This is a genomic window from Rhodococcus sp. NPDC060176 (assembly GCF_042728675.1).
Classification (GTDB): Bacteria; Actinomycetota; Actinomycetes; order Mycobacteriales; family Mycobacteriaceae; genus Rhodococcus_F.
In genome coordinates this window covers 362,347-385,218 of the sequence record NZ_JBHWYS010000005.1, presented here as the reverse complement: position 1 = coordinate 385,218, position 22,872 = coordinate 362,347, and the positions used below count along the sequence as shown (strand labels likewise).

At 62.2% G+C, this 22,872-nt stretch carries 18 protein-coding genes; 1 reads left to right on the top strand and 17 read right to left on the bottom strand.

The genetic code is table 11. The annotated features are described in order from the left end of the window. Nucleotides 1-115: 115 nt before the first annotated feature. Nucleotides 116-655, bottom strand: coding sequence for a hypothetical protein (locus tag ACFWEM_RS24390; protein ID WP_378537770.1), 540 nt, complete (start codon nt 653-655; stop codon nt 116-118). Between the two features lie 177 nt (nt 656-832). On the opposite strand from ACFWEM_RS24390, the gene ACFWEM_RS24385 reads away from it, so the two are divergent. Continuing rightward, nucleotides 833-1,708 (top strand): glycosyltransferase, encoded by an 876-nt coding sequence (locus ACFWEM_RS24385; RefSeq protein WP_378537768.1) that lies wholly within the window; start codon nt 833-835, stop codon nt 1,706-1,708. Between the two features lie 15 nt (nt 1,709-1,723). Here the strand turns inward: ACFWEM_RS24385 and ACFWEM_RS24380 are convergent, their stop codons facing one another. The 16 genes from ACFWEM_RS24380 to mftC form a co-directional block, all read right to left on the bottom strand. Beyond that, nucleotides 1,724-3,022, bottom strand: coding sequence for an HAD family hydrolase (locus ACFWEM_RS24380; RefSeq protein WP_378537766.1), 1,299 nt, complete (start codon nt 3,020-3,022; stop codon nt 1,724-1,726). Between the two features lie 82 nt (nt 3,023-3,104). Next, entirely contained in the window at nt 3,105-3,878 is a 774-nt protein-coding gene (eutC, locus tag ACFWEM_RS24375) for an ethanolamine ammonia-lyase subunit EutC (RefSeq protein WP_378537764.1), read from the bottom strand. After that, complete coding sequence (locus ACFWEM_RS24370) at nt 3,875-5,299, bottom strand: ethanolamine ammonia-lyase subunit EutB (protein WP_378537762.1); 1,425 nt, start codon at nt 5,297-5,299, stop codon at nt 3,875-3,877. The genes eutC and ACFWEM_RS24370 overlap by 4 nt, the downstream gene beginning before the upstream one ends. After that, on the bottom strand, nt 5,296-6,768 hold the full coding sequence (gene eat / locus ACFWEM_RS24365) for an ethanolamine permease (RefSeq protein WP_003941913.1): 1,473 nt from the start codon (nt 6,766-6,768) through the stop codon (nt 5,296-5,298). The genes ACFWEM_RS24370 and eat overlap by 4 nt, the downstream gene beginning before the upstream one ends. Nucleotides 6,769-6,909: 141 nt before the next feature. Continuing rightward, the gene (locus ACFWEM_RS24360) at nt 6,910-7,470 is read right to left on the bottom strand and encodes a DUF779 domain-containing protein (protein WP_378537760.1); all 561 of its coding nucleotides are present in this window, start codon (nt 7,468-7,470) and stop codon (nt 6,910-6,912) included. Between the two features lie 89 nt (nt 7,471-7,559). Continuing rightward, nucleotides 7,560-9,083: an aldehyde dehydrogenase gene (adh, locus tag ACFWEM_RS24355; RefSeq protein WP_007730158.1), complete on the bottom strand. Its 1,524-nt coding sequence runs from the start codon at nt 9,081-9,083 to the stop codon at nt 7,560-7,562. A 143-nt stretch (nt 9,084-9,226) separates the two neighbouring features. Next, nucleotides 9,227-10,540, bottom strand: coding sequence for a helix-turn-helix domain-containing protein (locus ACFWEM_RS24350; RefSeq protein ID WP_019744245.1), 1,314 nt, complete (start codon nt 10,538-10,540; stop codon nt 9,227-9,229). 106 nt (nt 10,541-10,646) lie between these two features. After that, nucleotides 10,647-12,128 (bottom strand): mycofactocin system GMC family oxidoreductase MftG, encoded by a 1,482-nt coding sequence (mftG, locus tag ACFWEM_RS24345; protein WP_378537758.1) that lies wholly within the window; start codon nt 12,126-12,128, stop codon nt 10,647-10,649. Beyond that, nucleotides 12,125-13,522, bottom strand: coding sequence for a mycofactocin biosynthesis glycosyltransferase MftF (mftF, locus tag ACFWEM_RS24340; RefSeq protein ID WP_378537756.1), 1,398 nt, complete (start codon nt 13,520-13,522; stop codon nt 12,125-12,127). The genes mftG and mftF overlap by 4 nt, the downstream gene beginning before the upstream one ends. Nucleotides 13,523-13,619: 97 nt before the next feature. Continuing rightward, on the bottom strand, nt 13,620-14,312 hold the full coding sequence (gene mftE, locus ACFWEM_RS24335; protein WP_378537753.1) for a mycofactocin biosynthesis peptidyl-dipeptidase MftE: 693 nt from the start codon (nt 14,310-14,312) through the stop codon (nt 13,620-13,622). A 101-nt stretch (nt 14,313-14,413) separates the two neighbouring features. Then, nucleotides 14,414-15,652 (bottom strand): DUF222 domain-containing protein, encoded by a 1,239-nt coding sequence (locus tag ACFWEM_RS24330; protein ID WP_378537751.1) that lies wholly within the window; start codon nt 15,650-15,652, stop codon nt 14,414-14,416. A 52-nt stretch (nt 15,653-15,704) separates the two neighbouring features. After that, nucleotides 15,705-17,654 (bottom strand): mycofactocin system FadH/OYE family oxidoreductase 2, encoded by a 1,950-nt coding sequence (locus tag ACFWEM_RS24325; protein ID WP_378537749.1) that lies wholly within the window; start codon nt 17,652-17,654, stop codon nt 15,705-15,707. Then, nucleotides 17,654-18,481, bottom strand: coding sequence for a mycofactocin-coupled SDR family oxidoreductase (locus tag ACFWEM_RS24320; protein ID WP_003941966.1), 828 nt, complete (start codon nt 18,479-18,481; stop codon nt 17,654-17,656). The genes ACFWEM_RS24325 and ACFWEM_RS24320 overlap by 1 nt, the downstream gene beginning before the upstream one ends. After that, entirely contained in the window at nt 18,478-20,409 is a 1,932-nt protein-coding gene (locus tag ACFWEM_RS24315) for a mycofactocin system FadH/OYE family oxidoreductase 1 (protein WP_378537747.1), read from the bottom strand. Before ACFWEM_RS24315 ends, ACFWEM_RS24320 begins: the two co-directional genes overlap by 4 nt. Nucleotides 20,410-20,435: 26 nt before the next feature. Continuing rightward, on the bottom strand, nt 20,436-21,614 hold the full coding sequence (mftD, locus tag ACFWEM_RS24310; protein ID WP_378447238.1) for a pre-mycofactocin synthase MftD: 1,179 nt from the start codon (nt 21,612-21,614) through the stop codon (nt 20,436-20,438). A gap of 40 nt (nt 21,615-21,654) precedes the next feature. After that, nucleotides 21,655-22,869, bottom strand: coding sequence for a mycofactocin radical SAM maturase (mftC, locus tag ACFWEM_RS24305; protein WP_317552369.1), 1,215 nt, complete (start codon nt 22,867-22,869; stop codon nt 21,655-21,657). Nucleotides 22,870-22,872: the final 3 nt, after the last annotated feature.

Sequence of the window (22,872 nt, the reverse complement as noted above, 5' to 3'; positions counted from 1 at the left end):
GAGTTTTATGCTCTGTTAAGGATTTTCCGGGCTGTTCACTTGCGGTGGGCCGTCCTATTCTTTCACACGAATCGGACGGCCCACGCTGAACTGCGTCAGGGTCCAGCGCTACGAATCAAGCCTTTCCGGCAGCCCCGAAAAGCTCCTGACGGATCTCTCCCCACACCGTGGCGTAGGAGTCGATGATCGGTTCTGAAATCCACTTGGACTCCCCCGCTTGAACTTTCGCGAGAGCATCCGAGAAGAGATCCTGGTAGCGGGACAACCGCGGAACGAATGCTGACAAATCGTCGAACAGGTTTGCAGCCCGGCGGTCCAGCTCGGCAAGGGAATTCGCGTCTGCGTCGTCGATAAGTGCAACGAACTCCTCGTCCAGCGGAACGAAAGCCTCGTACACCTCGACGATGGAGTCCTCGTCGATCGAAACCCGCTCAGCGTCCAACTGATCTTCGAGTTCCGCGAGGCCTTTCTCAGTCAGGCTGATGGCACCTTCTGCTTCGGCCGCTTTACCCTGCGCGACAAGTGCGTCGTACGCAGCTTGACCGGACGCTGCGCTGACGCCCAAGTGCTCGGCCAGTACAACCGCTCCGACCCGCTCCTTGAGACGTACTGCTTGGAGCAGTGCCAGTTCGTCCACATTGCCAGCGAAGGCCATCGATTTCTCCTACTCACGTGCCGCCATTGCGGCTCCAGCATCTCAGCGGACACCCAAGGGTTTCCACAGCCCGACAAAGGGCTCGACAGAATCAGATCACACACGCTTAGCCATGTGTCGAGCAACTTACGATGGGCTCCCCCACTGACAATTCGGACGATCCGGTATGTTTGCAGTGTGATAGCTCCAATGGTGTCTGTAATAATCCCCTGCCTGAACGTCATGAAATACATCGACGTCCAGCTGGTTGCCTTGAGCGAGCAGAACTTCGGCGGAGTTTTCGAGGTCATCGTGAGTGACAATGGATCGACAGACGGCCTCGAGCAGCACATTGCAAATCACCCGCTCACGGCTGAGCTCAACCTTCGATATGTAGATTCTTCTCAGAGAGCTGGAATCAGCTTTGCCAGGAACAATGGATCAGCATATGCGCGTGGGCAATTTCTTGCATTTTGCGACGGAGACGACCGCGTCCACAGTTCCTGGCTGACCCAGCTACTTCTTTCGGCCGAGTTCGCAGATCTGATTGCCGGCGGCGTGGAATCAGAATCGATCAATTCGTCGGAAGTGCATTCGTGGCGGCCACTTGCCTCGACGGACGGGTTGGTTCTCGGCCGCTTTCTTCCTTCTGCGATGGGGTGCAACATTGGAATCTGGAAGCGCGCCTTCGATTCGATTGGCGGCTTTGACGAATCGATGACAGCAGGCGAGGATGTCGAATTTTCGTGGCGAGCCCAGATCTCAGGCCTGTCCTTCGCCCACGCGCCTAAGGCAACCGTCGCCTACCGCCTTCGATCAACCCTTAGCGGAACATGGCACCAGACCGTGTCGTACGGTATGGCTGAAGTCGAGCTATTTCTTGCATTTCGGGACTACGGGGTCCAACGACCGACGATGAAGTCTTCGCTCACGACGCTTGCCGGCCTCATCTTGCTGAATCCGTTGATTCCACAAAGGCTCAGCGGAATGCCGCGGGGTCGATGGATCGCCTTTGCCGGTCTACAGGTGGGCAAGCTCAAATGCGCCGCCAGGAATCGCACCTTCTACTTCTGAGCGCCCGATATCGTTTCAGGCGACCGAATCGGCCTGATCGGGAATCACGCTGCCGTCCTCGCGAGTGACGGCGCCTTTGGCCCCGGCCGCGTCGGTGTACGCGTCGGTCGAGCAACGATAAGGTGCATCCGCCTGGGATTTCGGTTCGATGAACATGGGGTTGACCAGCCATTTTCCATCACTGTTGTCGTAGGCGTTGCACATCAGTTCAGGGTTGTTGCGGTTGATCACCAAACGCGCACCGGTCGCATCTCCGAGGAAGGTCACGTCGGTGACAGAATCACCGGCAGCAAACACCTGACGCCGATCGGCGGCCAACCGCTCGAACGCCGTAGGCCCGACGACCCCGTAGACAACCTCGTTGACCTGGCACCGCTTGCCGTCGATGTACGGAATGACCGAGTCGTCGCCGTCCGCAACGCCACCACATCCACGCAAGCGGCCGGTCAGAACACCGTCCTCGGCGATCGGCCGCACACCCATCACGTGATCGGCGTCCAATCCCAGCTGTTCCGCCCAGACTCGAACTACCGGTTCGGCCGACGCGGAGATGATCCGCACGTCGAATCCATGAGCGCCGAGGGATTTCACCAAATCTTCGATTTGCGCGTAGTAACGCACCGAGCCGTCGACTTCCGTGGTACCGACGATCTGATCGGATCCTTCTGCGGCAGCTAGATTCTCGGCGCGTGCGGCGCGCGCGTACTCGGTGATCTCGTCCTCGGTGTGCCCCGCCATCAACTGCACGGCCCACGCGTACGCTGCCTTGGTCCGGCGGTGATCGTAACCGTCGAATGCGGCCTGCCCGTCGCGAGTCTTCTCTTCGAGTACCGCAACGATCTCGTCGGCGCAGTCGACGTCGGTGCTGGTTGCCAACGGTTGTCCCGGCGCGGTCTCCGAGCCACAGGCGGCGGAAAGTGCGGCAGCGCCGGCTGGCGTCATGAAGCGACTGGTGGTTGCCCAGTCCCCTCCGGCAGGCTGTAACACCTTGTTGTTCTTGATCATCCAGAATGCAGTGGCGCTTCCGATGTCGTTCTTGACAACTGTGTTGTCCCAGTCGAAGAGCGCCAACGGAGCACCCTTATCGACATCACCTGCAGCACCGCACGTCCCGAACTCCGCGATCATGGAGTCCAGCTTCGTTCGGTTGTCGCCGTACCAGACAAGACCTGAATCCAGTGGCGCGCAGGATGAACCACTCTGCGCCGCATCCTCTTTCGGAGCACTTTCGGCTGAACTACAAGCAGTTGCACTCAACAGAACACTACCTACGGCCAACGCGCACAGGGCGCGGGCATGCAGCGAACGGAACATCGATTCCCTCGTTTTCGTCGTGATTCGGGTACGACGGCACACCCGAGTGTCGATCGACCCAGGTATGCCGTGCAGCTGTCAATTAATCGAGCGTCAGCACTTCTCCCGACGCAACGGCGTCGGCGCGAGAGGTGTCCTTGAGGTCGACGCCGGAGCGGCCCAACTGGCGCGCTCCCGCCACCAGCCCCAGGACGACACGAGCGGCCTGCTCGTATCCGAGCCCCTCGGGTGGGTGGACGTTGGAAATGCAGTTTCGATCCGCGTCGGTGCGACCGACGCGTGGAAGGTGAGTCAGATAGATCCCGACGCTGTCCGCAACAGAGAGCCCTGGACGTTCGCCGATCAGGACGATCGCAGTCTGCACTCCCATCGCGGCGGCGATGTGATCGCCCAGTGCCACACGCGCGTTCGTGGCGATCACGGGCGGCGCTATGGAATACCGCTCTCCCAGCACCGTGACCAACGCGGACAGGAGTTGTTCGCCGTGGTCCATCAGCGCGCGCGGCGACAGTCCGTCGGCGAGGATGAACCCGATCTCCTTGTCAGAACTCGAGATCGCACTCAGGTCGGCAGGCTGGCGTCCCAGATCTGGTCTCCGGAGATACTCGCTGCGCGAGGAGACACTGCTCGCCACGACCACCGGTGCCCCGATACCCACCCCTTCGACCCGACTGGCAAGCGTCTGCGAATCGAGTGGCTCGTGGACTGCGTCGCGAGCGGCGGCGTGCGCTGCCTTGAATTCGAGAACCCGCTTCGTGGGCAACGAATCACCGGCGCGACCCAACCCGATACGCGATTGTGTGGTCTTGCGCAGTGGACCCCAGAAATCGAGGATCGGAGCCTGATCTTCGGTCATGAGTTCACCGTCAAAGCCCGCAGCGGCGACATTTCGGCGTCGATCGGAAGAACCCGACCGTTTGCGTCGGTCATCCCCAAATTGTGGAGCCAGGTCTCGAACTCCGGGGCGGGCTGCAAACCGAGGACCTTACGTACGTACAGCGCGTCGTGGAACGCCAGACTTTGATAGCCGAGCATCACGTCGTCGGCGCCAGGAACCGCGATCACGAACGCAGCGCCGGCGACGCCCAGCAGGGTGAGGAGGTTGTCCATGTCGTCTTGATCGGCTTCGGCGTGGTTGGTGTAGCAGACGTCCACACCCATCGGCAGCCCGAGCAGTTTTCCGCAGAAGTGATCTTCCAAGCCCGCACGAATGATCTGCTTGCCGTCGTAGAGATACTCGGGGCCGATGAAGCCGACCACCGTGTTGACCAACAGCGGTTCGAGATCACGTGCCACCGCGTATGCCCGGGTTTCGAGTGTCTGCTGATCGACCGGGACTCCGCCGGTGCCGTAGTGCGCCCCAGAACTCAGGGCGGACCCCTGACCCGTCTCGAGGTACATGACGTTGTTGCCGACCGTTCCGCGGTTCAACGAACGCCCGGCCTCGTTGCCCTCGCGCAACAGCGGAATGTTCACTCCGAAACCGGAGTTGGCGCCTTCGGTGCCGGCGATCGATTGGAAAACCAGATCGACCGGCACCCCCGATTCGATCAGTCCGATCGTGGTGGTCACGTGCGAGAGCACACACGACTGAGTTGGGATCTCGAAACGTTGACGGATGTCGTCGAGCAGGTGGAGCAGATCCGAGGTGGCCTGGGGAGAGTCCGTCGCGGGATTGATACCGATGACGGCGTCGCCGCATCCCATCAGGAGACCGTCGAGTGTTGCCGCCGCGATGCCGCGTGGATCGTCCGTCGGATGATTTGGTTGCAGTCGAGTGCTCAACCGACCAGGCAGACCGATGGTCGTACGGAACCCCGCGGTGACCGTGATGGCCTTGGCGACAGCGATCAGGTCCTGATTGCGCATGATCTTGCTTACCGCGGCAACCATTTCCGGGGTGAGCCCGGGACTGACGGCAGACAAGCGTGCGGAAGCTTCCGGCGCCGACGCCGTCTCGAGCAACCAGTCCCGCAGTCCGCCGACGGTCAGGTGTGCCACCGGTGCAAAGGCCAGGCGATCGTGGCTGTCGATGATGAGCCGAGTCACCTCGTCGTCCTCGTACGGAACCACAAGATCCTCGAGGAATACAGTCAGGGGAAGGTCAGCCAGAACCCATTGGGCAGCAGCACGTTCGGCGTCGGAGCTTGCCGCGCAACCGGCGAGCTCGTCGCCCGAGCGCAGCGGTGTCGCCTTCGCCATCAGATCGACGAGACCGTCGAACGAGTAGTTGGTTCCGGATACCTGCTGGTGATACTTGGCCATCCCGCGACTCATCCCAATTCTTCTTCCGCCTGTGCAAGTACAGCAAACTCCTCGTCCGGCGAGTTGGCAACAAGGTGGTGGCGACTGTAGAGACCGAAGTACGCCATGAGAACACCGAAGGCGACCAACGTCAGCAGTGCTGCAACGGGATCCACCAGGAAGGTTGCCACCACGGACACTGCTGCGATCACGAGTGCAAACGAGGTGGTGGCGATACCGCCGGGAGTGCGGTACGGGCGCGGCATGTTCGGCTCACGCTTGCGAAGGACGATGTGACTCACCATCATCAGGACGTAGCTGACTGCCGCGCCGAACACGGCCATGTTGAGCAACATGGCACCTTCACCGGTGAGTGAGAGCGCGAAGCCGATGATTCCGGGAACGACGAGCGCGAGGGTGGGGGCCTTGCGCTTGTTGGTCACCGACAGGTTCTTCGGCAGGTAGCCGGCGCGGGAGAGCGCAAACGTCTGACGTGAGTATGCGTACATGATCGAGAAGAAGCTCGCGACCAGACCGGCAAGCCCGATGTAGTTGACCGCCTTTGCCGCTCCGCTGTCCCCCAAAGCCTCGACGAGCGGATTTCCGGAGGTGGACAGGGCATCGGCACCGAGCGCGCCGGTGGCGAGGAAGAGAACCGTTGCGCCTGTGACGATCAGGATCAACATACTGATGATGATGCCGCGAGGGACGTTCTTCTCCGGCTCCCGTGCTTCCTCGGCGGCCAGCGGTACACCTTCGACGGCGAGGAAGAACCAGATCGCGAAGGGCACGGCGGCCCAAATTCCCAGCAGACCGAACGGCAGGAACGACGACGATCCGACTGCGCTGGTGTCGACGGCGATATCGGTGAGGTTGGACGAATCGAAAAGGCCGACAGCCGAAACCGCGAACACGACCAGGCCGACGAGTGCGATGGCCGTGATGATGAACATCGCCTTGAGTGCCTCACCGGCACCGGTGAGGTGAATGCCGATGAAGATCGCATACACCGCGAGGTACACCCACCACCCGTCGGTGATCCCGAACAGGTTCAGGGACTCGACGTACGCACCGATGAACGTCGCGATCGCCGCGGGCGCTATCGAGTACTCGATGAGAATTGCTGTGCCGGTGGCAAATCCGCCCCAGGGACCCATGGCCCGTCTGGCGAACGTGTACCCGCCACCCGCAGCCGGAAGCGCCGAAGACATCTCGGCCATACCGAGCACCATCGCCAGGTACATACCCGCGATGACGACGGCCGCGATGAGAAGGCCACCGAAGCCGCCTTCGGCCAGCCCGTTGTTCCAGCCGGCGTAGTCACCGGAAATCACATAGCTGACGCCCAACCCCGCAAGCAGCACCCACCCTGCTGTTCCCTTTCGGAGTGTTCGTTTCTCCAGATACGAATTGTCTTCCGCGTGGAAGTCGGCGCCGTCGTGGTGTGCACCCGCGGCACCGGCGTTTTTGCCGGTTGCGTGGTCGGAAAGAGACATGTCCATCCTCTGAATCGGTCAAGAATGAGACGACGCACGGTGGATGCGTCGCGTGAAATGAACGGTATGTGGGCGATGTACGGAGAAGGTCGCCTGGAGATGACCGCGCTGTTAACTGGCTGTCATGTGGTCGGCCCCCGAGTTTCTTCAGGCCCGGCGCGCCGCACCCGGCACCGGGCAGGCATCGACGGCCTCGGCGACCACCTGGGGAACCGTCGGCGGCAGAGGCCGCACGCCCGCTTCCCAATCTGCGCCGACGAGAATGCTCGACGCGCCGAGTGCTTCGTTCTCTTCCGGCGTGAATGCCCTTGCTCGACTGAGGAATCTGAATCCTTCAGGAGACTCCAAGCTGAATCCACCGCCTCGCCCGGGCACGACGTCCAGAACCAACTGGGTGTGCTTCCAGGCTTCGAACTGTGATCCGGAAATCCAGACCTGTACAGCGTCCGTTCCGGTGGGAAGGTCTTCGGGAATCTCTCCGACAGCAAGCCGGAGGTCGACAATTCCAAGTAGTACGTCACGGTCTCCGACGATGAATTCCCCTGAGGGATAACACATCGGGGCGGAGCCGTCACAGCATCCACCGGATTGATGCATCATCAGTTCGCCGTGAGTCCCGCTGAGGCGGCGCAGGAGGTCAGCCGCCCCAGCGGTGGTCACCAACCGGGGTGGAACGGCGCCGGTATCGGGTGTGACCGTGGCGCTCATTCCAACCTCCGTGTTGTTGTGCAGGTGTGCATGTTGCAGTCGTGCTCACCGGCACCCGCAGCGAGGGGCTCACGGGTGCCGGGGGTCGATCAGAAGAAGCCCTGAGCCTTCTGGGCGTAGCTGACCAGGAGGTTCTTGGTCTGCTGGTAGTGCGAGAGCATCATCAGGTGGTTCTCGCGGCCGATGCCGGACTGCTTGTATCCACCGAAGGCGGCGTGTGCCGGGTACTGGTGGTACGTGTTGGTCCAGACGCGACCGGCCTGGATGTCACGGCCTGCGCGGTACGCAACTCCGCCGTCGCGGGACCAGACTCCGGCACCCAAACCGTAGAGGGTGTCGTTGGCGATTTCGATGGCCTCGTCGTAGTCCTTGAACGAGGTGACCGAGACGACTGGTCCGAAGATCTCCTCCTGGAAGATGCGCATCTTGTTGTTGCCGGTGAAGACAGTCGGCTGGACGTAGTAGCCGCCGGACAGGTCTCCGCCGAGTTCGGCCCGCTCGCCGCCGGTGATGACCTTGGCGCCTTCGGCCTTGCCGATCTCGATGTACGAGAGGATCTTCTCGAGCTGGTCGTTGCTGGCCTGCGCGCCGATCATGGTGTCGGTGTCGAGCGGATCTCCTTGGCGCACAGCCTTGGTGCGGATGGCTGCCATCGCGAGGAACTCGTCGAAGATGTCTTCCTGGATCAGCGAACGCGACGGGCAGGTGCAGACCTCGCCCTGGTTGAGGGCGAACATCGTGAAGCCCTCGAGCGCCTTGTCTTGGTAGTCGTCGTTGGAAGCGAGAACGTCGGAGAAGAAGATGTTGGGGCTCTTGCCACCGAGTTCGAGGGTGACGGGGATGAGGTTCTGCGATGCGTACTGCATGATCAAGCGACCGGTGGTGGTTTCGCCGGTGAACGCGATCTTCTTGATTCGCGGGCTCGACGCCAGCGGCTTTCCGGCCTCGACGCCGAAGCCGTTGACGATGTTGAGAACACCGGCAGGCAGCAGGTCACCGATGATGCCGATGAGGTGCAGGATCGAGACGGGTGTCTGCTCGGCAGGCTTGAGCACGATGGCATTGCCGGCAGCGAGGGCGGGCGCAAGCTTCCACACGGCCATGAGGATCGGGAAGTTCCACGGAATGATCTGACCGACTACACCGAGCGGCTCGTGGAAGTGGTAGGCCACGGTGTCGGAATTGATCTCCGAGAGCGAACCTTCCTGTGCGCGAATAGCTCCCGCGAAGTAACGGAAGTGATCGATGGCGAGCGGAATGTCGGCGTTGAGGGTCTCGCGGATCGGCTTGCCGTTGTCCCACGACTCGGCGAGTGCGATGGATTCGAGGTTCTCCTCCATACGATCAGCGATCTTGTTCAAGATGATCGCGCGCTCGGCGACCGAGGTCTTGCCCCAGGCCGGAGCTGCTGCGTGCGCTGCGTCGAGAGCGAGCTCGATGTCTTCTGCGGTGGAACGGGCCACATCACAGAAATTCTGTCCGGTCACCGGTGTCGGGTTCTCGAAGTACTGGCCCTTGACCGGAGCAACCCATTCGTTGCCGATCCAGTTGTCGTATCGAGACTGGAAGGACATGATCGCGTCGGCGGTACCTGGGCGGGCGTACACGGTCATTGCAAGCTCCTATGTAAACGTGTTCTTCCTGGGCGCACCCACCAAATCGGTGACTGCAATCCCACCCCCCGGTGGGGTGTGATTCACAACACTAGGAGTTGCAACGTTGCAAGTACGTTGCGTGCGAGAGACGCAGCTGAGTCTCAGATGCCCAATTGGCGGTCGAGGAGATCAATTCTTGCTTGGACCTGCGAATACAGCGGAGATTGCGGATCCAACGTGGACAGGTAGGCCTCCCACACGACGGAGTCTTCGCGGCCGTGTACGGACGTGGTCCACCGGGCCAGAAGGTTGGCGTCACCTCCACGCAGCAGAGCCGCCTGCACCCTGGTGCGCAGTTCTTCCCGCACCTCTTCGATACCGGGAGAGGCCGAGCCGGCCAGCACGGGGCCCGAATACAGTTTCATCGCCGTCGCCGCGTCGCCGCGATCCAACGCTGCCCGCACGTCGCCGACGTCTGTCGTGAACTCCGTGATGATCCGATAGGGGCGCGAAGCCAGCCGGTCAGCGCCGAAAACCTTACGAAGCCGCGACATTTCCGCGCGAATGGTCACTGCGTCGAGTTCACCCTCGTCGAGCAGGACCGCAAGGTGGTCGGAGCTGAGACCTTCCGGATGCTCGGAGAGCAGAAGGAGAATCTCGGCGTGACGCTGCGAAATCGGGATTCGGTCGCCGCCGCGAACCAACGTCGGCCGGCCTGCACCGAAGGTCTCGAGGCGTGGAGCCGTGGCACTGAGCGGGATGGGCGAGTTCAAGAGGTGGAATCGCAATTCCGATTCGGCGGCAGCAACAGTTGCACGGATCAGCGACAGCACTTCGGGTACCGCGACCCTGGGTCCACCGGTGATGTCGATGGCACCGAGGATCTGACCAGTGGTGGGATCGTGGACAGGGGCGGCCGAACAACTCCAGTCGTGCACGGTTCGGTTGAAATGCTCGGATCCGAAAATCTGTACGGAGTGATCGAGAGCAAGCGCCGTTCCCGGCGCGTTGGTACCGACACGATCTTCGCTCCAGTCGGCGCCTTCGACGAAGTTCATGGACAACGCCTTGTCCTTGGCCGAATTGTCACCCTCTACCCAGAGCAGTCGACCGTGTGCGTCACTGATCGCGATCAGCAAGCCGGTCTCGGCAGCATCTTCCACCAGCAGTTTCCGGATCACTGGTCGTATCAGGGACATGGGATGCGCGGATCGATATTTCTCGAGCTCGAGCCCTTCGAGCATTTCAGGGTTGCCGACAACGTCGGGATTTACTCCCTTGTTGCGGCTCCGCATCCAGGATTCGAGCACGACCGAACGGACATGGGAGTCGTCGGTAAGTCCTTGTCCGGGCACGCCCCGGGCATCGATGAACGACTGATGGGCAGACGAAAGTCGCCGCGCTAGTAACGCGACGTCATCGCCTGGCCTGACCGCCACCCACGGGTTGCCGGACACAGCCTGTTCACGTGCCATATTTTGCGTTCCTCCGCTCCGTGGACCACTGTAACGCCGATCACAACTCATCGGCGAGAACGACCATTCGGTTTGCCTGTCAGCCCCTGCCTGTTGCCGCTCCTGGTCACTCGTCACCGAGCAGGATGGCGCTTGCTCGCTCCGCGACCATCACCGCGGTCGCGTGCGGGCCGCGAGTCGGGATCGTCGGCAGGATTGACGTGTCAACAATACTGAGCCCTTGCGCACCGATCACACGGCACCGACCATCGACGACTGCGAACGGGTCCGACTCGACCCCCATCACGCAGCTACCGGACATATGTAAGGACGTACCGAGTCGGGATTCAATCCACTCGTCGGCGTACTCCACAACGGGGCGGTCGATCAATCCTGTCTCGGCGATCGACTCGAGAAGATTCTCGGCGATCTGCATCCCTTCCCGAATGGCGGCTCGATCGTGCGCCGACGCGACGTAGTTGTATCGAATACGCGGCGCCCCAGCGGGATCCCCCGATGCCAGTTCGATACTTCCCCGACTGCGCGGCGCCATGAGGACCACCCCGACGCCGTGATCCATGCGAGGCGCACCAGGAACCAGGTCCGTGAAAGACGCAGTGTACGGACGGATTTCGAGTTCAGCGAGATTGAGGGCCGTCTCCAGAACCGGAGTCTGTGATCGAATCGTGCGGGGCGTCGAAAAATAGTACGGCAGCAGCACTTCCGGGTGGTCGACGAAGTTCTGGCCGACGCCAGGTCGGTCGAGGATGACGGAAACTCCTTGCTCTGCAAGTTGTTCCGCCGGACCGATGCCGGAGTTCAAGAGAATGTGTGGCGTCGCCACCGCACCCGAACACACGATCACGTGGTCGGCACGAATGCGCCGGACGTTACCGCCGTCGAATACGTCGACGCCGATCGCACGGGTTCCCGAGAACGCGATACGAATGACGTTCACGCCGGATTCCACCCGCAAATTCGGGCGGTGCAACACCGGCATCAGATAGGCGACCGCAGTACTGATCCGACGATGATCCGATACGTTCAGCGGCACCCGGCCGACGCCGAACGAGTCAGGCGCATTTTTGTCGACGTCGTCGGGAAAACCAGCTGCGAGTGCTGCGGCCTGGAACTCACCGCTCAGTGGATGCAGTTGGTCCCACGCTCGCCGCTCGACCGGGATCGGACCGCCGCTCCCGTGGAACTCGCCCTCGAAATCACGATCGGATTCGGACTTCTTGAAGTACGGCAATACGTCGTCGTATCGCCACGAACTCGGCCAGTTCTCGAAATCGGCGCGGGTTGCGCGGGTGAAGTACGCGCCGTTGACAGCCCCGGACCCACCGAGTGTCCGCCCGCGCGCGATCGTGGACGCCCGACGCGGTGTCAACTCGACCGGATACGTCCACGTGTATTCGCTCGCAGGTCCGACCGGCAGTCGGTACGGATCACTCAGGACGTCCGGAAGTTCGAGCGCCGAACGGTATCCGCTTCCCGATTCGAGGAGCATCACCGTGGCGGATGGATCTTCACTGAGCCTGGCTGCGACGACGCAGCCACACGTGCCACCACCGACAACCAGAAAATCTGCGTAGTCGGCTTCTGTCACTTGGTGATTCGAGGTTTCAGCGCCGCACAGTCGCGGGCGTCGAATGCGCCACGCCAGAGTCCGGCTCCATAAGCGATGTCGTCTGCTCGTTTGAAGAAGACGTACCGAACCGGTCCCAGTCCGCCTGGCTCACGGTGGCGATACCAGTCCACCAACCCTTCGGCGACGGCTGCTGCGACGGCCAGTCGTCGTATTCGACGGGAGGCGATCACCGCCAAGAGCGTCACGGGCCAGTAGTGACGACACATCGCCGATGCGAGTTGCCAGAATCCACCGACACACCCTTGCGCGGTGAGGATGGCCGCGATCCGGGTGGGCTGACTCAGACCGGTGAACATCTTTCGCAGCCGGTAGACGGTGAACAGCAAAGCGCCGAGAGCGCCGGCAAGACCGGAACGTGTCAGTGTTGCGGCGGCGATGCATGCGAAGAGCGTCGAGAACGACATCGCCATCGGCGGAACCGAACCCTCGTGCCTGGCAGCCAACGGCGCCGCACCCGTCCCGTAGAACGCACGCCTGGCGAACCACTTGTCGAACTGCACTCGATGATCGTGAGCGACGTGCGCTACCGGTTCGTACCTCAGACGCCAACCAGCAGCCTGTAGGCGCCAGCAGAAATCGACGTCCTCGGCTACTTCGAGGCTCTCGTCGAAACCGTTGCATTCGAGCGCTACGTCGCGCCGGACGATCACGGCGGCGCTGGGGACATAGGCGACCGGACTGCCCGATTTCACCGCAGCTTCCTTGCGTCCGAGGTCGAGAGACGATCGCATGTTCTCGTACCGCGCCAGCGCCGTCCCGTACGGATCGAGGGCGACGATGCGGGGCGCAACGAGGGCAACCCCTGGATCGCTGAAGTGACCCAACATCAGCTCGAGCCAACCGGCACGCGGGATGACGTCGGAGTCGAGGAAAGCAACGAAACGTGTTTGAGCCGAACGCAATCCCGAGTTTCGTGCCGCCGAGGGTCCGCGGGCGCTCTCGTGCCGCACTACTGTGATGGTGCCGGTGCCCGGGCAGGCTCGCCGAGGTTCCACCGGCACTTCCGAGCCGTCGTCGACGACGATGACGGTCAGATCCTTGAGGACGGGCAATAGGCGTTCGACGCCGGCCTGGTTGTCCTTGACCGGAATCACGACCGTGACATCGGCAGCGGACGGCGTCGACATCGGACGAGGATTCGCGACACCCGAATCGAGAAGGTGTCGCGCAACCGCAGCGCTCTGCTGATCGACCACCTCGAGGAAGCCGTCACCGATCATCGCCGCAGCCGTCGGAGCCAGCTTGAGCATCCGCGTCGGAGATCCGCCGATGAGTACCCGGCCACCCGAGTACGTGCGCACCTTGGGGTCCAACCGAATGCCGAAGCCGTCGGGGAGTCTTGCTGGTCGCATCAGGTGATCGTAAGGGACGTAGCCCGTCGTGCTGCAACTCGTCGCAGCCTCGAAAGCCGTCGCAGGTGGACCGTCCGCCCCCACTCGGTCGTGGTCGTCACCGAAGCCTCCCATCTGGACCAGGCTCCCACCGGGCCAGTCCATCCGTCACGCGTCCTACCAACTCACCGAAGATGTATGCGCCGTCTTCGGCGGTAGCCCCGACCGGATTGCCGAGAACGCCGTTTTGCGACACAGCGACCATACCGCCCGAACGCATTCCTGGCATCAGGTCTGAGATAGGAGACAAATTTCCGGTCTCAGCAAGGCTCATGTGCACCAAATCGGGCGAAAGGTGCAGCAATAGGCTCGTTTCAGTGTGCCCCGCGTGCGCATCGGCACCCGCAACAGCGCACGGCACCCAAGCGGCGTCACGTCCCTCGTATCGAAGAAGTGCCACAGCTTTGGCCAGCGCGGGACCATTTCCGCCGTGGCCGTTGACGAACAGCACCCGCTTCGTCCACCTGAACGCCGACCTTCCGTATTCGACGACGAGGGTTTCCATAGCCTCGGCACCGATCGAAATCGTGCCGGCAAACCCTTCGTGTTCGCCGCTCGCCCCGTATTCGATGGCCGGGGCCACGACGACGTCGGGCAGAGCCTGTGCGACTGCTCTCGCAATCCGAGTGTCCGTATCGAGAGGCAGATGCGGACCGTGTTGTTCGAAAGAACCGACCGGGACTACGACGGTGAGCGCAGTGCCCTCGAGCGCCGGACTCGGGATGGCAGCAAGGTCACGCGGAGAGCTCATCCCCCGATCGTATTGGTGCAGGCCCCTCCCACCGCAACACAGCATGCGGATATACCGGGGCATGGTTGTGCCCCGGTGTATGAGTTTTCACTGGTCGCGGTTCACGCCGCTGTCGGCGGACTGTTCCCACCGATCGGATGCTGATACGGATCAACCGACATCGGTGGGTAGAACACCGTCTTCCGATCGGGGCCGATCTCGACTCGCCATTCCGTGTGGTGCAGTGTCCGATGGTGATGACCGCACAACAAGATCAGATTGTCGAGATCTGTTGGGCCACCATCGTTCCAGTGAACAATATGGTGAGCATCGCACCACCCCGATGGAGTCCCGCACCCCGGAAACGCACACCCACCATCCCGGACGGCCAACGCGCGCCGCTGGGGTACCGTCGCGGTTCTTGCTTCCTTGCCGCACTCGAGCGGAACACCATTCTCGTCCAAGAGGATTCGGGTGATGGTGCAGTCGCAGGCCAACATTCGTGCGGTGTCGATGCTGATCGGACCTATCCAATCCGTCCACGCGAAACCCAGCTCTTCGGTGGACGGCAGCAGGTCCTTCAATGCTTTGAGGTCGGTCATGTCTTTCGCCGACGCGGTGACCGTGATGTGCGGTTTCACTCCGCCCTCGATCGGACCCAGTCCCGCCCGCTCGTACCGCCGCAACAACTCGCAAAACCCGTCCGCCCGCCGCAACGCCGGAGTACGCGTGTCCTTCACGCCGTCTTTCTCCGGTGTCGGCGCCGACAGGCTCGACAACAACGTGATCAGACGGGCCCCGTTCACAGCATCCAAATCGCCTTTCACGCTGACCCGCCCGTACAAGCCTTTCGAGGCGTAGAACTCGTTGCGCTCCGAATCCTCACCCACCGGGACGCCGTCTTCACGTGTGCCGTACTGCTTCTCGATCCGCCGGATCGCCGCCCGCACCGCATCACAATCAGCGATGTTCTTCGACGCCAACTCCAACAGGATCCCGCGGGCCTTGTCGACATCCGCCGGGGTCATGTTCTTGGGTGGATGCTGACAAAACGACGCCACCTGACGGGCCTTCAACGCATCAACGTCACCCCGGTGAAAAGCATCCGCGACAACAGGTTCGAGCAACAGCAACCGCGCTAGACTGACCAACAGACTGCACTCACCGATCTCCAAATTCGTCGAACCATGCAACCACTGCGCGATCGCCCGAAAACCCTTCCCGACCACAGTCTCCCGGGAAAACATCTCCACGATCAACAACACCATCCGCGACTGCAACTCATGCCGGACACGCACCAGATCCAGAACCTCACCCTTGAGGCCCTCACCATCCAACTGCCACGCTTCCCGACTGTCCATGCCGAAAGTTTAATCGAACATACTTTCGATAACCAGGGACATAACGGACGACTTATATCGACAACGCAATTCGATGACCTTCGATGACCGCGGCATGCGAACGTCTCGGCGACAGAGCGTCACCGATTCGAAAAGTCTCGAAAGAACTTCCCTGCAACGCATTCCATAGCTCGTCGACAGGTTCCTGCTGCGTTACAAAAACCACCCAGTCGACCGCAACTTCCTCGACCACACCCGTCGGAAGGTGCACCAAGCTCACGAGCGGCGAGGCTCCAGCTCTCACCGAAGTCACCATCAGATCCGTCCGTTGCATGATCGACTTCTCGAACGCCCGGCGGTTCCACGCCTCGAAATCCAAGGTGATGCTCAGGTCCTGCGCGACCACCATGCCGTTGGTCGCGATCGTGACCGCACAGCCTCGATCAGCGAGGAACTCCGCCACCGACGTACCTTGATGGAATCCCAACTCGTCGTAGACAAGCACCGTTCCACTCGGCAAAATCTTGCCGTCGAGAACCTCTCGAACACCCACCACACGCTCGGATCCACCCGCCCACGCTGGGCGCACCGGCCGCGCCCCGGTTGCGATCACTACCACGTCGGGCACGCCCTCCTCCACGATCGCGAGATCAGCTCCAACACCCAGCTCGATCGTGACACCGCTTCGGCGACACTCCGATTCGAGATTTCGGACGAGGTCGGCAAGTTCTCGGCGAGCGGGGACCACCGAGGCGGTGAGAATCTGTCCACCGAGTCTTCGTTCACGCTCGAACAGCGTCACCGCATGACCTCGCTGGGCCGCGGTGGCCGCAGCTTGCAGGCCGGCAGGGCCGCCGCCGACCACCATCACAGTGCGACCTCGTCGCCGCGGCATCGGCAGTGGGACCGATTCTCGACCGGCGCGCGGATTTTCGGTGCACCCCAACCAACGCCCCAGACCCATCCGCCCGACGCATTCCTGGTTGCAGGACAAGCAGGTTCGCACCTGCACCGACTGACCGGCACGCGCCTTGTTCACAAAATCCGGATCGGCGATCTGCCCACGAACCACACCCACCAGATCGCACACACCGCCCGCGAGCGCAGCTTCAGCTTGCTCAGGCGTCTTGAAACGGCCGACGCCGACCACGGGAAGATCGACCACCTCCCGGATCGCAGACGGGACGAAGTTGGCGTAGCCGATGGGTACAGCCATCGACGCTTCGACCAGATGCAGTGTTTCCGTTGCCATTCCGACGGTAGTGTTGATGTAGTCGACACGACCGTCGGCTTCGATGAGTTGGGCGGTGGCTACCGCGTCGGACAGTTCGATCCCACCCCGCGTTCCTTCGTATCCACTCAGGCGCACGCCGAGCACACGATCTGGGCCGACGGCCTCACGAAGCACCCCCAGCACCTCGAGCAGAAAACGCGCACGATCTGCCACGCCTCCGCCGTAACGGTCGGTGCGCAGGTTCGTCGAGGGTGAGAGAAAGGCGCGCACGATGGACGACTGCGACGCCTGCAATTCCACCCCGTCGAAGCCACCGGCGACGCAGTTGCGCGCAACAAGAGCGAACCCTGCGAGTAGCTCGGCGATGTTCGCGTCGTCGACGGCCTTGGGCACCTCGCGGAACAACGGATCGGCGACCGCGCTCGGCGCCAACAGCGGCAATCGCGAATAGGTTCCAGCACCCTGACCGCCGTTGTGGTTGATCTGCGCGAGAATCGACGAACCATGCGCATGAACGGCGTCGGTGATCCGCCGGTAGCCCTCGATTGCTTCGGGCCGATAGCCTGCAATCATCTTCTCGTACGGTCGATCCGATGGATGCGTCGAGTGCTCCTCGGTGATGATCAGACCCGCACCGCCGCGGGCCCGCGCCTCGTAGTAGCTCGCGTGCTGCTCCGTCGGCAACCCGTTCTCCGCGTAATTGGTCAGGTGTGCGGAGAACACGACCCGATTGCGGAGTGTCAGGTTGCCCAGGCGCAGTGGCGTGAAGAGGCGCGGGTACGGCGTCATCAGACCTTGGAGTTTCCTTGATCGAGCGCGATATGACTTGCCGTGACGGTGCGTGAACCGTCACCGGCGAGCCACAGAACGGTATCGGCAATCTCGTCGGGTTCGGCAAAAGCGATATCCGACAGGATCGGAGTGAAGTTGGGAAGGTACTGCGGGAACTTGGCAAATACCTCGAGCGCGCCCTGGTCGACGCCCATCGGCGTATTGACTCCGTAGGGATGGATCGAGTTGACCCTGATCTTGTACTCCCCCAGTTCCTTTGCCGCGGCCTGCGTCAGACCGACGAGACCGAACTTGGCGCTCGCGTAGTGCGCCTGTCCGGGCAGCGCCTTGAGTCCGGCCACCGAACTGACCACGATGATCGATCCACCGCGCCCACCCTCGATGATCGCCGGCACCGATGCCTTGAGGGTTTTCCAGACTCCTGTCAGGTTGATGTCGATCAGGGTTTCCCACTGCTCGTCCGACATTTCCCAGAATCGATTCCAGTTACATACCCCGGCATTGGCGACCACGATGTCGAGGCGTCCGAACTGCTCGACACCGTCCTTGACCACCGCGGTGAGCGCTGCGCCGTCACGGACATCGACCTCGCGGGCGAGGATCTTCCCACCTTCCGCTTCGACCAGACGTATCGTCTCGGCAAAGTCCTCGGAAGTTGCTGCGTCGTAAGAATTGTCCGACGCCACCGACGCGCACACGTCGACTGCGATGATCGCTGCTCCCTCGCGCGCCATCTTGACCGCGTGCGCACGTCCCTGACCGCGAGCTGCGCCGGTAATGAAAGCAACGCGACCTTCGAGCGAACGAACTGAACCCTGTGTCATGAGATAGCCCTCTCTGCAGAATTGAAACTCGTTCTAGTAGTAAACCCTGCAAAGCGCCCTTCGCGGATGGATTCGAGAACAGTTCTCGGGGCAACCGAGTCACCCACCTGGATGTCGGCCGCTTCCTTCAGCGTTTCGTTCGGCAGACGAGGCGAGCAGTCAATCACCACTTCGCACTCGAGCCGAGACCGCTCACCGGTGTAGACGTGTTCGACCCAGACGGCCCCTGAGGCGATTTCGACGACACGCGATGCGAGCACTCGGGTGATCTCGGCCTGCTGGATGCGGGTGTTGGCGCCGACCAGATCGCCACTCGCGCCGAGCCTCGAACCGACGATGGTGTCCGGGGTGACAATCGAGGCGCAGACGCCCTTGGCTGCGAGTGCTTCTGCGAGCGCCACCGCGATCGGTCCACCGAGCGGATCGATCAGCACTACCGGGCCCGGCCCCACCGAAGTGAACTTCTCGTAGGCTTCCGATGCATCCATCCATCGAACCGAGTCGTCGCACGGATATGCCGGTGCCCTCGCAGCACTACCGGTGGCAACCACAACCAACTCGCCCCGACTGCGTGCGTCGTCGAGATCCTGTGCGTCGATCGCCACCCCGGTTCGCATCGCCACCCCGCTTCGACGGCATTCGTCCTCGAGCCACTGCGCGAGGAGTGTGAACCGCCCGCGGCCGTCACCTCGCGCGAAAGTTCGGATCATGCCGCCGAACTGCGATGAACTCTCAACCAGTGTGACCGAGTGCCCTCCGGCCGCCGAGATCCGTGCAGCTTCCATTCCGGCGGGGCCACCGCCCACAACCAGGACGGATCCCGGTGTCCAAATCTGCTCTCGCTCATCGGGGTCCACCGTCTCGAAACCGGCGCTCGGATTTCCGACGCAGGTCACCAGCGGATTGCGAGGATCACGCACCAGGCACGTCTGATTGCAGAGCACGCACGGCCGCGGACGATCGCCGCGCGCGGCTTTCACGACCACGTCAGGGTCCGCGATCTGGGCTCTGGTCATCTCGACGAACTCTGCTATTTCCAGCGCCGCGTAAGCCTCGGCAAGATCAACGACACTCCCCTGCAGGACAACGGGAATCGTGACCGCGGCCTTGATCTCACGGCACAGGGCGAAGTTGAAGTTCGTCGAGCAGTGAAAGTCGGGACGGTATCGGTCAGCCGAATAGAGTCCACCTCGGACGACGACAAGGAGGTCGAGGAGCGGAGATACTTCACGCGCAAAGCCTGCGGCAAGATCGGGTGTCAATCCCGCCCACGGTGCTTCCTCGTCGCAGGACAACCGCAAGGAGACAACGTGGTCCGGTCCGATTTCCTCACGCACTCCCGAGATGACCTCACGAAGGAGGGCAGCGCGATCAGTGCCGTATAGGTCTTGTCGAGTATTGGTCAGGCCCGAAAGGAATTGCCGCAGAATACTTCGAGGGCCGGCATCGAGTTCCACGCCGTCCATTCCCGAAGCGATCGCCAGCGCCGCTGCGTCGCGAAAGCCGGCTATCAGTTGGTCGATCTCCGGCTGCCCCATTGCCATCGGCAACTCGCGCGTCACCGGGTCGGCTACCCGCGACGGTCCCCACAGCACCGATTGTGAATATGCGCTCGAACCCTGCATCCCGGTATGACCGAGACCGGCAAGAACCAATGTTCCGTACGGAGCGCACGCCGTCGAGATCGACTGCCACCCGGGGCCGCACTCCGATGCCAACGGTGCCCGCTCGTACGGCCAGTCGTTGTCCAGCACCGACGCCACTTCAGTGACGACGATCCCGGCACCGCCCTCGGCGCGGCGTTGGTAGTACGCGCGGTGCCGATCCGAAAGTTCGCGGCCGAGGGACAGATTGGTCTCGTGCGGACCGAAAACAACCCTGGACCGGACGGTGCGTCCGGCCAGGGTTGTGTGTTCGTGAAGGCTCAACTCACAGCTCGATCAGAGCCGGAGTTTCAGCTCGCACCCAGCGTGCGGGTGAAGCCTTCCGGGATCACCAGGTCCGCCGGACTCAGTTCGGTGATGGACGAGTGGCCAAGGCCCATCAGTCCCGAGTCGATGCCCATCCGCATCAGGTCGAGCACGTTCTCGACTCCGGCCTGACCGTTTGCCGAGAGGCCCCACAGGTAGGCGCGCCCGAGCATGACGGCCTTGGCGCCGAGAGCGAGCGCCTTGACGACATCGCCGCCGCGTCGAATGCCACCGTCGAGAACAACTTCCACCTGATCGCCCACGGCTTCGGCAATCCCCGGGAGTACGCGGATCGGCGCTGGGGTGCCGTCGAGGTTGTTACCACCGTGGTTGGAGACGGAAATCGCGGAGACACCGGCGTCGACAGCTCGCTTGGCGTCGTCGATGCGCATGATGCCCTTGAGCATGAAAGGCCCGCCCCACTGCTCACGCAGCCAGGCAATGTCTTCCCACGTCGGAAGCGGAGTTTGCATCCACTCGCCGTACGCGCCGAAGAACGTCGGTGCCGGCTGGCCAGGGGCCGCGAGGTTGGGGGTGGTCAGATCCGGGATCTTGCCGGTCTTGGCGAACTCCAACAACCACTTCGGGCGCATGATGCCCTCGGGTGCGAACTGGAACATCGCCTTGAGGTCCATCTTTTCGGGGATGGACGGGCTGCCCCAGTCGCGGCCGTACGAGAAGGACCAGTCGGTGGTGATGATCAGGCCCTTGGCACCGGCAGCGCGAGCGCGCTCCATACGCTGCAGGAGCACGTCGCGGCTGCCGACCCAGTACATCTGGAAGAACACCTGCGGGTTGGCCGCTGCAACTTCCTCGATGGACTTGCTGGCAAAAGAACTCAGGCCGATCGCCGTTCCCCGTGCTGCGGCCGCTCGAGCTACCGCTACCTCGCCGTCGGGGTGCACTGCCTGCACACCGGTCGGCGAAATCATCACCGGAAGCGAAATGTCCTGCCCCATAATGGTGGTGGCCATGTTCCGCTCGTTCGGCAAGCCGGCCGCATGCGGAGCGAAACCCAGTTCACTGTAGGCCGCGACATTGTCGTCGACGGTCAGACCCTTTTCGGATCCGGCCACCAGCGCCGCATATACGGACTTGGGGAGCCTCTTCTGTGCACGTCGCTGTGCTTCGGCGACGGTCTCGAAGAATGCGTTCTTTGCCATCAGTCAAACCTCTCGTATCGCAAGTGGCCGGAAAGGCTACTTACATTCCCGCAAGCGGGTTTTCGTCACAAATCTTGGCGGGGGGACGCATCATCAGTGTCAGTGGCACCGATGCACGCGGGGTTTTACGTTGACCGGAACGTGAGTGGTCGACGCTGGACTTGGGGATCTCTCCCGCGCCGGCCAAGGCCATTTCACCGTTTCCGATGACGCACTCGGGATCAGGACCGTCCATCGGCAGTCCGGTGAAGAACTTGGCTGCCATGCAGCCACCGCGGCAGGAGTCGTAGTGGTTGCACTTGCTGCAGGCACCACCGGTCTGCGGCGAGCGCAGCTCTTCGAACAGGTCCGAGTGCTGCCAAACTTCCTGGAATCCACCGTCTTTCACGATGTTTCCGGCGAGGAACTGATCGTGAATCGCGAACGGGCACGCGTACACGTCGCCGACCGGGTCGATCAGGCACACGACACGGCCCGCGCCACAGAGATTGAGACCGGGCAGTGCATCGCCGAACGCGGAGAGGTGGAAGAACGAGTCTCCGGTCAGGACGCCCTCACCGTTGGCCACCAACCAGTTGTAGAGCTCACGCTGCTGCTCCGGACGCGGGTGCAGGTCGTCCCACACGTCGGCGCCGCGGCCCGAAGGACGCAGGCGGGTGATGCGCAGTGTCGCGTCGTACTTGTCGGCGAGAGCCTTGAACTCGTCGAGCTGACTGACGTTGTGCCGCGTGACGACCACCGAAATCTTGGCGTCCTTGAAGCCGGCTTCCTTCAGGTTCGCGAGAGCGCGCTCGGCCATAGCGAACGAACCAGGCCCGCGCACAGCATCATTGACCTCAGCAGTGGCACCGTCGATGGAAATCTGCACGTCGACGTAGTCACTGGCCGCGAGCCGTGCGGCGACCTTCTTGTCGATCTTCACGCCGTTGGTGGAGAACTTCACACCAACCTGGTGGTCCGTCGCGTAGTCGACGAGCTCCCAGAAGTCGGAGCGTACCGTCGGTTCGCCGCCACCGATGTTGACGTAGAACACCTGCATACGCTGCAGCTCGTCGATGATGGACTTGCACTGCTCGGTGCTCAGCTCGTTGGGGTCACGACGACCCGAAGACGACAGGCAGTGCACGCAGGACAGGTTGCAGGCGTAGGTGAGTTCCCACGTCAGGCAGATCGGGGCGTCGAGTCCGAGTTCGAACTGATCGACGAGGCGACCCACCTTGGCGGGTGGGGATGGCTGTTCAAGAACTGAGGTCATGGC

What these genes read in the sequence shown, in the direction of transcription:
- mftF (WP_378537756.1), bottom strand. Translation starts at nt 13,522, where the DNA reads ATGCGACCAGCAAGACTCCCCGACGGCTTCGGCATTCGGTTGGACCCC.
- ACFWEM_RS24360 (WP_378537760.1), bottom strand. Translation starts at nt 7,470, where the DNA reads ATGAGCGCCACGGTCACACCCGATACCGGCGCCGTTCCACCCCGGTTG.
- ACFWEM_RS24320 (WP_003941966.1), bottom strand. Translation starts at nt 18,481, where the DNA reads ATGACACAGGGTTCAGTTCGTTCGCTCGAAGGTCGCGTTGCTTTCATT.
- mftD (WP_378447238.1), bottom strand. Translation starts at nt 21,614, where the DNA reads ATGGCAAAGAACGCATTCTTCGAGACCGTCGCCGAAGCACAGCGACGT.
- ACFWEM_RS24390 (WP_378537770.1), bottom strand. Translation starts at nt 655, where the DNA reads ATGGCCTTCGCTGGCAATGTGGACGAACTGGCACTGCTCCAAGCAGTA.
- adh (WP_007730158.1), bottom strand. Translation starts at nt 9,083, where the DNA reads ATGACCGTGTACGCCCGCCCAGGTACCGCCGACGCGATCATGTCCTTC.
- eutC (WP_378537764.1), bottom strand. Translation starts at nt 3,878, where the DNA reads ATGACCGAAGATCAGGCTCCGATCCTCGATTTCTGGGGTCCACTGCGC.
- mftE (WP_378537753.1), bottom strand. Translation starts at nt 14,312, where the DNA reads ATGAGCTCTCCGCGTGACCTTGCTGCCATCCCGAGTCCGGCGCTCGAG.
- mftC (WP_317552369.1), bottom strand. Translation starts at nt 22,869, where the DNA reads ATGACCTCAGTTCTTGAACAGCCATCCCCACCCGCCAAGGTGGGTCGC.
- ACFWEM_RS24380 (WP_378537766.1), bottom strand. Translation starts at nt 3,022, where the DNA reads ATGTTCCGTTCGCTGCATGCCCGCGCCCTGTGCGCGTTGGCCGTAGGT.
- ACFWEM_RS24350 (WP_019744245.1), bottom strand. Translation starts at nt 10,540, where the DNA reads ATGGCACGTGAACAGGCTGTGTCCGGCAACCCGTGGGTGGCGGTCAGG.
- ACFWEM_RS24370 (WP_378537762.1), bottom strand. Translation starts at nt 5,299, where the DNA reads ATGAGTCGCGGGATGGCCAAGTATCACCAGCAGGTATCCGGAACCAAC.
- ACFWEM_RS24330 (WP_378537751.1), bottom strand. Translation starts at nt 15,652, where the DNA reads ATGGACAGTCGGGAAGCGTGGCAGTTGGATGGTGAGGGCCTCAAGGGT.
- ACFWEM_RS24325 (WP_378537749.1), bottom strand. Translation starts at nt 17,654, where the DNA reads ATGACGCCGTACCCGCGCCTCTTCACGCCACTGCGCCTGGGCAACCTG.
- eat (WP_003941913.1), bottom strand. Translation starts at nt 6,768, where the DNA reads ATGGACATGTCTCTTTCCGACCACGCAACCGGCAAAAACGCCGGTGCC.